This is a genomic window from Collimonas sp. (assembly GCF_039923675.1).
GTDB lineage: Bacteria > Pseudomonadota > Gammaproteobacteria > Burkholderiales > Burkholderiaceae_D > Collimonas.
Genome location: NZ_JBDTCG010000044.1, coordinates 60,091 through 70,234, shown reverse-complemented (window position 1 = coordinate 70,234; position 10,144 = coordinate 60,091). Strand labels below are relative to the sequence as shown.

The following is a 10,144-nucleotide window of genomic DNA, read 5'->3' as shown; positions in this document are numbered from 1 at the left end:
TTCCCGCGAACGCGGGAATCCATGTTGAATCAAGTACTTAAGTTGGATCCCCGCGTTCGCGGGGATGACGCTTTATCAGCAAATGACCGCTTTTCACGGTCAATCTGAGGTACGTAACTAATCAGGAAATTTGATATCAGCTGGCCTGCATTTGTGCCGGTTTGTGTCCGGTCAAAACAGCGCCGGCATTCAATGGTAAGCGCCGTGTCACAGGAATCGACGCTATCGAGAACAGGCCGATGACAATGAAGGCCGGCCAGAAATCGCCGGCCACAATCGTCGAGTGGCCTTGCAGGCGGCTGGAGAAATGCACCGCCAGACCGCCGATAGTCACTCCCAATCCCAATGAAATCTGCTGCACTACGCTGGCCAGGCTGGTGGCGCGGCTGACGTCGGCGCTAGCCAGGTCGGCATAGGCCATGGTGTTGAGGCAGGTAAATTGCATCGACGGGAAGAAGCCGCCTAGCAGCACCACCGCCATCATCACCAGGTAAGGCGTGGTTGGCGTGAACAAGCCGTAGGAGGCCAGCGCCAGGCCGGCCAGCACCGCATTCCAGATCAATACCGAGCGGAAGCCGTAACGGCGCAGCACCGAGGTGCCGATGGCTTTCATGAAGATCGCGCCAAAGGCCGAGGCGCAGGTGATGGTCCCGGCATGGAATGCATTCATGCCGAAGCCGACTTGCAACGCCAGCGGCAACAGGAACGGCACAGCACCCAGACCGATGCGAAACAGGGAACCGCCCAGCACGCTGGCGCGGAAAGTCGCTATCCGTAGCAGACGCAGGTCGAGCAGCGGAAACGGTTCACGCCGGGCGTGCCGCAGATACATATACAAAGTCAGACCGCCCAGCGCGCACATGCCGAACGCCCATTCGGACGCCAGCAACTCGCCGTCGATCATGGACAAGCCCAACATCAGCAAGGTACTGCCGACCGCAGACAACACAAAACCCTTCATGTCGAGCGGCTGTAAATCGTCAGAGCGGTAGTTCTCTATGTATTTGCTGGCGAGGTACATGCCGAGAATGCTGATCGGCACATTGATCAGGAAAATCCAGCGCCAATGGAAATAGGTAGTGATGAAGCCGCCCAGCGGCGGTCCGATCACCGGCCCCAGCTGCGACGGGATCGTCAGGTAGCTGATGGCCTTGACCAGCTCGGTGCGCGGCACGGCGCGGAAAATCACGATACGGCCGACCGGCACCATCATGGCGCCGCCTATGCCTTGCAGGAAGCGTGCGGCGACAAATGCCGCCAGCGAACTGGAGGCAGCGCACATCAAGGAACCGCAAAGGAATACCAGGATCGCCGCGCGGAACACGGTGCGGGCGCCGAAGCGGTCGGCGACCCAGCCGCTGATCGGAATGAACACGCCAAGGCCGACCACATACGAGGTCAGCGCAAGTTTCAGGGTAAGCGGATCTTGTCCGAGGTCGCGCGCCAGCACTGGCAAGGAGGTAGCAATCACCGTCGCGTCCATGTTTTCCATGAACAGCGCACAAGCAACAATCAGCGGGATGAGAAGAGTACGTTGCACTGCCGATAACCGTAGGGTAAACAAAAAGACAGATGCAAGCAGTGATGCATCTGTCTGGGGATAGTTTACACCTATTTGCAAAAACCGGTTGGACTATGACATCACGCTCGGTTAAACAGAACGGCGCATACGGTCGTATCAGACTGGTTTGCGCTGACCGGGATCGTAGTAAAACTGTTCTTCGGCGATCCTGTCGCCGCGCCAGACCTGGTAAGCAATCTCATCTTGCTGGAAACTGCGGCCATCCGGCACGGTAATCTGGAACAGCCAGTTGATCGCAACCCGGTCGCCGTCGATCAGGAAAGACTTGACCGCCAGCGTGCGGATTTCCTTGACGCTGGCGAGCGCTTTTTCTTCTCCCGCCACCAGCAGGCGGATGTCTTTGCGCGGCGGCTCCTGGTTTTCCTGCATGGAGGCGTCTTCGGTATAAAACGCCTCGATCGCCTCCACGTACTTCCCTTGCACAACCAGTTCTATGAAACTCTCTACACGTTCTCGATTTGGCATGAAATGATCCTGTGATGGTGTGTGGTTCGAGAACTATACACAATTCAGAAAGGACCGTTTGAGCGCCGCAATTTGTCGGGTAAACCATCATGGGGACCGAGCGGATCTTGCGGCGCATCGTTCCAATATTGCGCACCGATCTCGGCATTGCGCTTGGAATGCAAAGGATAGATAACCTGGTTATCGGCGCGAAAGCATTCGCCCACCACCAGCAGCCGGACGTCGCTACCGGTGTTGTTGATAAAGGTATGCGCCAATCCGGTGCCAGTGGCGAAACCGACGCCGTCACCCGGCGCCAATCGGTGCAGATAGCCATCCAGCCAGACATCAGGCGTACCTTCGATGACGTAGACGAATTCCTCTTCCGTCTTCTCGGCATGCGGCCAGGAAGTGCGCCGTCCTGGCGGTAACAGCTCATGATGAATCCCGATCCGCTGCAAGCCGAAGGTTTTGCCAAACGGGGAGCCGATCGACATCAGCTCGGTGCTGTCCGGATAATGCGAATCGTCCGCGCCACGAATTTCTTGCCAGTTCTTTACACATTCCGGTCGTGTCATTTTCGCCTCCGCTAGCCTGACTGGGTTTTATTGGGAAAGCAGAATCCGATACCCCACCGCAGTCTCCGTCAGCAAATGCTTGGGCTGCGCCGGATCGTCTTCCAGCTTCTGCCGCAAGTGTCCCATATAAATCCGCAGGTAGTGACCGCTCTCGGAATGCGACGGTCCCCAGACTTCTTTCAGCAATTGCGGATTGGTCACCACCCTGCCCGCATTCGCCACCAGCACCGTCAGCAAGCGGTACTCGGTCGGCGTCAGATGCACTTGCTGCTGCGCCTTGGTGACCAGCCTTGCCTGCAAATCCAGCGTGACGTCGCCGAAACGGATCAATCCATCGTCGCCGGCCAGCGGCTGGTGCTGGCGGCGCAACGTGGCGCGCACCCGCGCCAGCAATTCGCCGACGCCGAACGGTTTGCTCAGGTAATCGTCGGCGCCGGCGTCCAGCGCCTTGATCTTGTCGGCTTCATTGACCCGTGCCGACAGCACGATGATAGGCACGCGCGACCATTTCCTCACATCCAGGATGAAATCGACGCCGTCGCCATCCGGCAAGCCGAGGTCGAGAATCACCAGATTCGGCTTGCGGGTGCCGCAATCGATCAGCCCGCGCTGCATGGTGGGAGCTTCAAAAATCTGCCAGCCCTCATCCTCCAGCGCCGCGCGCACAAAGCGGCGGATCTGCGGTTCGTCTTCAACTAACAGTGCTATGGGGGTCGGTTGTATTGTCATGCTTTCTCCGTGTTGCCGGGACCGCCGGCGTGCTCACCGGTTGCATGCATCCTGAGCTCATGCTCTTCCAGGTCGGGCATGCTGGGCGGCGTTCCAAGTGGAATGGTGAAAATGAATTCGGCGCCGCTGCTGGTGCTGACGGCGCCGCTACGGGCGCGGATGGTGCCGCCATGGGCTTCCACAATCGCGCGGCAGATCGCCAGACCCAGGCCGACGCCGGGCTTGGCCGATTCCCGTTCGCCGCGCGTGAACTTCTCGAATATGGCGTCTTCCATACCGGTCGGCAGTCCGGGACCGTCATCGGCGACAGTGACAGACAGGAAACGGCCGTTGACCACCGCCGCCAGTACGATATGCGAACCGGTCGGCGTGTATTTGGCGGCATTTTCGAGCAGATTGGACAGCACGCGCTCAATCAATACCGCATCGAAACGGATCAGCGGCAACTCGTGCGCCACCTTGATTTCTATCTGATGTCCCACTAACGCCGAACCGCTGGCGCGCAATGCGCTGCCGACTACTTCTTCAAACGGCTGCCACTGCAAATTCAGCTTGACATCGCCACTCTGGATCCGTGCCATATCCAACAGGTTGGTGACCAGTGCGCTCATGCGCAGCATTTCGCTATGCAGCGCACTCGCCAGCAATTGCTGGTTTTCCTGCAACGGCGGCTTCGACAGCACCAGTGATTCGGACAAGCCGATCAAGGCAGTCAGCGGTGTGCGCAGATCGTGCGACAACGCCGACAGCAAGGAATTACGCAAGCGTTCCGATTCCATCCGCACCAGGGCGTCTTGCGCCACTTCAACATAGTGCACACGCTCCAGCGCAATCGCGGTCAATGTAGCGAAGGTGTACAGCTGTTGCTGCTGTTCCGGGATCAGGATCCAGCGCCGGCTGTGCGGCAAGATCGCCAGCACACCGCGCGTGCGCATCGGCGCCACCAGCGGCAGATACAGATAATTGCTGGCCGGCAGTGTGTCGGTGCCGATGCCTGCACTGCTGGCGTTATCGAAGGCCCATTGGGCGATGCCCATGTCCAGCGTCGCCGCCACATTGGTGACATCCTCCGGTATCACCGGCGGCAATTGCAGGCGGCCCGCATCATCCGGAATCAACAACAAAGTCTTGGCCTGGAAACTGCGTTGCAGGAATTGCCGGCTGATCTCGAATATCTGCTCGGTTTGCAAGACCCCGGACAAGGCGCGGGCGAATTCAAACAACGCGCGCGAACGCGCTTCGCGGTCGGAGGCGATCCGCGCCTGGTAGCGCAGGCCGGTAGTTAAATGGGTAATCGTCAAACCCACCGCCAGCATCACGCCGAAAGTCAGCAAATATTGGAAATCGCTGACCGCGAAGGAAAACCGCGGCGGCACGAAAAAGAAATCGAAAGAGGCGATGCTCAGCAGCGCCACGAAAATCGCCGGTCCCCTGCCAAAGCGGATGGCAATCAACACCTCCGCCAGCAGGTACAGCATGACAATGTTGGCAAGGTCGAAAAACGGCAAGATCGGCGTCGCCAGCAAGGTCACCAATACACAGACGCCGAGCGCCCAGCCGTAGCCCCACCATTCGATCCGGCTTTGCATGGGCAAGTAACGCGGCAAGTTCCTGCCTGCGGCATCCTCTTCCTTGGCCCAGGTGCTTGGCGGCGGCACGCCGATTTCGATCAGGTCGATATCGTTGGCCTGCGCCGCGATACGGGCGGCGTGATTCTGCTGCCAGAAAAACTGGCGCTGGCTGCGGCCGATGATGATCTTGGAAAAATTGTGGCTGCGCGCATAGCCGGCCATTACCTCGGCAACGTCGTTACCGGCCAATACCGCCGTGGTTGCCCCCAGATCCTGCGCCAGCTTGAGCGTCTTCAGGATGCGCTCACGCTGGGCTGAAGACAGGCGCTGCAATTTCGGCGTCTCGACATAGATCGCATGCCATTCGGCGTTCAGCTGGGTCGCCAGCCGCGCGGTGCTGCGGATGACGTGCTCCGCGCTTGGCGACGGGCCGACGCAGGCCAGCAGCGCGGCATCGGTTTGCCACACCGCGCCGATCGATTTTTCTATGCGATAGGCCTGGACATCGCCCTGCAAGCGGTCAGCTGTGCGGCGCAAGGCCAGCTCGCGCAGCGCAATCAGATTGCCTTTGCGGAAAAAATTGCGCGAGGCGCGTTCAGCCTGCGGCAGCTTGTAGACCTTGCCCAGCTTCAGGCGATTCAGCAACTCATCGGCCGGCAAATCCACCAGCACCACTTCGTCGGCCGCATCGAACACGGTATCCGGCAAGGTTTCCGCGACCCGGATGCCGGTGATGCCACCCACCACATCGTTCAGACTTTCCAGATGCTGGACATTCAGCGTGGTGAAGACATCGATGCCGGCGTTCAGCAATTCTTCGACGTCTTGCCAGCGTTTAGGATGGCGCGAGCCTGATGCATTCGAATGCGCCAGCTCGTCCACCAGTATCAGCGACGGCTTGCGTCGCAACGCCGCGTCCAGGTCGAATTCCGGCAACTGTTTGTCACGGTACTCGACCTGCTTCAATGGCAGCAGTTCCAACCCGTTCAGCAAGGCCGCGGTTTCCGCCCGGCCGTGGCTCTCGATCACCCCGGCCAATACCTCGCGTCCCTCGCTATGCAATTTATGCGCGGCGCTAAGCATGGCATAGGTTTTGCCCACACCTGCTGACGCGCCGAAATAAATGCGCAGCTTGCCGCGACCGGCCAGGCTCTCCTGCACCTGCAGCTGGGCCAGCAACGCATCCGGATCAGGCCGCAAGTCGCCGTTTGAATTGGGTGAAGACATGAGCGTATTTTGAGGGTTGGTTGAGGCTGCGATAAAAAATCACCTGTATTTATATATTGTCCACGAAAAACACGAACAGCACGAAAAAATCACCATTGTGCTTTTCCGTGCATGTTCGTGCATCTCATGCTTTTCATGGCGAAACAAAGAACTCCACCAGGGCTGCCTTTTAGAAGGTCTTCGTCGCAGACACTACCAGCGCGGTTTTACCCAGGTTTTTACGGTCAGGCGATGGTCCGACATAGTTGTTGGTGTCGGTGCCGATCACCGCAACGCTGCCGGACAGGAAACCGAAATCCTTGGTCAGGCCGAATTTCCAGTCGTTATAGCTGAGAGCCGAGTTGTCTTTGACGGTCTGGTGACCGGCGTGCAAATTCACCGTGTAGCCATTGGTGACATCGATATTGGCGCCGATATCCAGGTAGCCGCTGTTCTTGCTGTTAGCGGCGCCGAACAGGTTGGTTACCGATTGCGAGTACTTGATATAAGCAGGACCGTAACCGAGCTGGCCATAGAGTTCGGTGGTGTCTGCATTCGGATGCAAGTCGTTCGATGGATAAACATAAGTCAGCACGCCGAAATCGTAGCTCAGGTCTTGCGTGAAATTCCCTTTTTTACCGGCATAGATATCCCACTCGATATTGCCGTCGCCACCGCTATCCTTGACCCATTTCAAGTTTGACAGCCAGGTGCCGACATAGATGCCGGTCGGATTGTTGCTGTAGTCGGCGCCGCCCTGCAATGCCGGTTTCAGACGTGTTTGCGAAATACCGCGGAAGCGGTAGTCGGACACCAGACTGGCGTTGAACGTCAGCGAGTTGTCAGGCGTTGGCGCAGCCGCTGGAGCGGCAGCTGCGGCATCGGCAGTCGTAGCCTCTTGCGCCTGCGAACAGTTCGCAGCCAAAGCGGTAACGCCAATAACAGTCATCAAACCAGCAAAATAGAGTATTTTCTTCATGAAATTTCCAAGTAAAACAAAGGGTGTGTTGCGGTTATGTATTTCAAACTAAACAGGACTTACGCAAAACTGTCCCAGCAAGGCACGACGACGAAGACAGTACGGCGTACGGCTAGGAGGAGTAACGCCGCTGGGGCAGTTTTGCGTAAGTCCTACCAGAGAGATACAGGCGTAGCAAAGCTGACCGTTCGTTGTACGGTCAGTCCTGCCAGCAGATATCGCTCTAAGTTGAAATGGGGGAGAACTTAGTTTGCACCCGGCTGTTGCCGGTCCAGTGCAAGATTCAAAGCCATGACATTGACGCGCGGCTCGCCCAGGAAGCCCAGGCTAGGCGTCTTTTGCAAGCCGGCGATCAGGCTGTGCACGGTATCGACGCTGAGTTTGCGCTCGCGTGCGACCCGCCCGGCCTGGTAATTGGCGGCGGCCAGGCTGATTTCCGGATCGAGGCCACTGCCGGAAGCCGTCACCAGATCGACCGGGATCGGTAGCGTGTTGGTCGGATCTGCCGCTTTGAGGGCGTCGACCCGGCCCTTGACGGCGTCGATCAAGGCCGGATTGCTCGGACCGAAATTCGAACCGCCTGAAGCCTGGGAATTGTAGGGCTGCGGGCTGGTCGCCGACAAGCGGCCCCAGAAGTAGTTCGGTGCGAAGAACTCCTGGCCGATCAGGCGCGAACCGATCAAGGTGCCGTTGTGCATGATCAGGCTGCCGGCGGCCTGGTCGGGAAACACCACCTTGCCGATGCCTGTGACAGCCAGCGGGTAGATCACGCCACAGAGGACGGTCAGTCCGACGAACAGCACCAGCGCCGGGCGCAGTATGCCTGGCGATGACACTTTGGAAATGACCGCCAGTTTTGCCGGCGGCAGTGTTGTCGATGTTGCCGATTTTGTTGATGACAATGCGGATTTCATTTCAAATACTCCCAATTACACCAGATGCATGACCGACAGGATCATGTCGATGAGCTTGATACCGATAAAGGGCAAGATGATGCCGCCCAGGCCGTAGATCAGCAGGTTGCGACGCAACAGCGAAGCAGCGCCGACTGCGCGGTAACGCACGCCCTTCAATGCCAGCGGGATCAAGACCACGATGATCAGCGCGTTAAAAATGACTGCGGACATGATCGCCGATGACGGACTGGCCAGCTTCATCACATTCAATGCCGCCAACTGCGGATAGGTCGTGATGAAGGCCGCCGGAATGATCGCGAAATACTTGGCGATGTCGTTGGCGATCGAGAAGGTCGACAAAGCGCCGCGCGTCATCAGCATCTGCTTGCCGATCTCGACGATCTCCAGCAGCTTGGTCGGATTGGAATCCAGGTCGACCATGTTGCCGGCTTCCTTCGCCGCCTGCGTGCCGCTGTTCATGGCCACCGCCACGTCAGCCTGCGCCAGCGCCGGTGCGTCGTTGGTGCCGTCGCCGGTCATCGCGACCAGCCGACCTTCGGACTGATAGCTACGGATCAGTTTCAGCTTGTCTTCCGGCGTCGCTTCCGCCAGGAAGTCATCGACCCCGGCTTCGGCTGCGATCGAAGCCGCGGTCAGGCGATTGTCGCCGGTGATCATGACGGTCTTGATACCCATCCTGCGCAGCTCGGCGAAACGTTCCTTGATGCCGCCCTTGACGATATCCTTCAGCTCGACCACGCCCATCACCACGCCGTCATCCACCACTACCAGCGGCGTGCTGCCGCGGCGGGCGACGTCGTCGACGTTGTGAGCGACTTCCATCGGGAACGGCTGGCCCAGTTCGGTCATGTAGTTCTTCAAGGCTTCAGACGAACCCTTGCGGATTACCCGGATTTTGCCGGCGTCGCCGATATCGATACCACTCATCCGCGTCTGGGCGGTGAACGGTACGAAACTGGCTTGCAGCGAAGCCATCTCGCGTTCACGGATGTTGAAGCGCTGCTTGGCGAGTACTACGATGCTGCGGCCTTCCGGCGTTTCGTCGGCCAGCGACGCCAGCTGGGCGACATCGGCCAGCTGCTGCTCGGTGATGCCCGGCGCCGGAATGAATGCCGACGCTTGACGGTTACCCAGCGTGATCGTGCCGGTCTTGTCCAGCAACAGCACGTCGACGTCGCCGGCGGCTTCCACTGCACGGCCGGAAGTGGCGATCACATTGGCTTGCATCATGCGGCTCATGCCGGCCACGCCGATGGCGGAGAGCAAAGCGCCGATGGTGGTCGGAATCAGGCAGACCAGCAAGGCCACCAGTACGGTGATGGTGATCGGCGTGCCAAACTTGGCCGCAGTCACGCTGAACAAGGAGAATGGCAGCAAGGTGACCGTCACCAGCAGGAACACGATCGTCAGCGCCACCAGCAAGATGGTCAGGGCGATTTCGTTAGGTGTCTTTTGGCGCTTGGCGCTTTCCACCATCGAAATCATGCGGTCCAGGAAGGCTTCGCCCGGATTGACGGTCACCCGCACCACCAGCCAGTCGGACAAGATCCGGGTGCCGCCGGTGACAGCAGAGAAGTCGCCGCCGGATTCACGGATCACAGGCGCAGATTCACCCGTGATCGCGCTTTCGTCGACCGAGGCCACGCCTTCGATGACTTCACCGTCGACCGGAATGACGTCGCCGGCTTCCACCAGCACGATGTCGCCCTTGCGCAGGGTGCTGGCCGGCGTTGCCGACCACGGGTTGAGTTGCCCCTTCGGCTGACCCTTGGACCAGCTGCCGGCTTCCAGCTTTTTAGCCGAAACGGTTTGCTTCAGCGCGCGCAGCGATTCGGCTTGCGCCTTGCTGCGGCCTTCCGCCAGCGCTTCGGCAAAATTGGCGAACAAGACCGTGAACCAGAGCCAGACCGAGATCGCCAGGATGAAGCCGGCACTGGCCTCGCCCTTGCCGATCAGGGCTTGGAAATATAAAAGCGTGGTCAGGATACTGCCGACATAAACCACGAACATGACCGGGTTGCGCAATTGCGTTTGCGGCGCCAGTTTTTTGAACGATGCGACGATGGCCGGGCCCATCAGCGCGGAATCGAAGAGCGTCAGATTGGTGCGAGACATGATGTTCTTTCTTCTTGATTGGT

Annotated in this window: 8 protein-coding genes; all 8 read right to left on the bottom strand. The window is 58.9% G+C overall.

Annotated features, from left to right (window positions below; genetic code table 11):
• Nucleotides 1-136: 136 nt before the first annotated feature.
• Nucleotides 137-1,540 carry an MFS transporter gene (locus ABI171_RS08790; RefSeq protein WP_348092194.1) on the bottom strand — a complete coding sequence of 468 codons (1,404 nt, stop codon included), beginning with the start codon at nucleotides 1,538-1,540 and terminating at the stop codon, nucleotides 137-139.
• Between the two features lie 138 nt (nucleotides 1,541-1,678).
• Entirely contained in the window at nucleotides 1,679-2,047 is a 369-nt protein-coding gene (locus ABI171_RS08785; protein WP_348092193.1) for a nuclear transport factor 2 family protein, read from the bottom strand.
• Nucleotides 2,048-2,091: 44 nt separating this feature from the next.
• Nucleotides 2,092-2,604 (bottom strand): cupin domain-containing protein, encoded by a 513-nt coding sequence (locus ABI171_RS08780; RefSeq protein ID WP_348092192.1) that lies wholly within the window; start codon nucleotides 2,602-2,604, stop codon nucleotides 2,092-2,094.
• A gap of 27 nt (nucleotides 2,605-2,631) precedes the next feature.
• Nucleotides 2,632-3,333 carry a two-component system response regulator KdpE gene (kdpE, locus tag ABI171_RS08775; RefSeq protein WP_348092191.1) on the bottom strand — a complete coding sequence of 234 codons (702 nt, stop codon included), beginning with the start codon at nucleotides 3,331-3,333 and terminating at the stop codon, nucleotides 2,632-2,634.
• Nucleotides 3,330-6,131, bottom strand: a complete 2,802-nt coding sequence (kdpD, locus tag ABI171_RS08770) for a two-component system sensor histidine kinase KdpD (protein ID WP_348092190.1) — start codon at nucleotides 6,129-6,131, stop codon at nucleotides 3,330-3,332. The genes kdpE and kdpD overlap by 4 nt, the downstream gene beginning before the upstream one ends.
• Before the next feature lie 169 nt (nucleotides 6,132-6,300).
• Complete coding sequence (locus tag ABI171_RS08765; protein WP_348092189.1) at nucleotides 6,301-7,089, bottom strand: TorF family putative porin; 789 nt, start codon at nucleotides 7,087-7,089, stop codon at nucleotides 6,301-6,303.
• 245 nt (nucleotides 7,090-7,334) lie between these two features.
• Nucleotides 7,335-8,003 carry a potassium-transporting ATPase subunit KdpC gene (gene kdpC / locus ABI171_RS08760; RefSeq protein WP_348092188.1) on the bottom strand — a complete coding sequence of 223 codons (669 nt, stop codon included), beginning with the start codon at nucleotides 8,001-8,003 and terminating at the stop codon, nucleotides 7,335-7,337.
• Between the two features lie 15 nt (nucleotides 8,004-8,018).
• Entirely contained in the window at nucleotides 8,019-10,121 is a 2,103-nt protein-coding gene (kdpB, locus tag ABI171_RS08755; RefSeq protein WP_348092187.1) for a potassium-transporting ATPase subunit KdpB, read from the bottom strand.
• Nucleotides 10,122-10,144 lie beyond the last annotated feature (23 nt).

What these genes read in the sequence shown, in the direction of transcription:
- ABI171_RS08785 (WP_348092193.1), bottom strand. Translation starts at nt 2,047, where the DNA reads ATGCCAAATCGAGAACGTGTAGAGAGTTTCATAGAACTGGTTGTGCAA.
- kdpB (WP_348092187.1), bottom strand. Translation starts at nt 10,121, where the DNA reads ATGTCTCGCACCAATCTGACGCTCTTCGATTCCGCGCTGATGGGCCCG.
- kdpE (WP_348092191.1), bottom strand. Translation starts at nt 3,333, where the DNA reads ATGACAATACAACCGACCCCCATAGCACTGTTAGTTGAAGACGAACCG.
- ABI171_RS08780 (WP_348092192.1), bottom strand. Translation starts at nt 2,604, where the DNA reads ATGACACGACCGGAATGTGTAAAGAACTGGCAAGAAATTCGTGGCGCG.
- kdpD (WP_348092190.1), bottom strand. Translation starts at nt 6,131, where the DNA reads ATGTCTTCACCCAATTCAAACGGCGACTTGCGGCCTGATCCGGATGCG.
- ABI171_RS08765 (WP_348092189.1), bottom strand. Translation starts at nt 7,089, where the DNA reads ATGAAGAAAATACTCTATTTTGCTGGTTTGATGACTGTTATTGGCGTT.
- kdpC (WP_348092188.1), bottom strand. Translation starts at nt 8,003, where the DNA reads ATGAAATCCGCATTGTCATCAACAAAATCGGCAACATCGACAACACTG.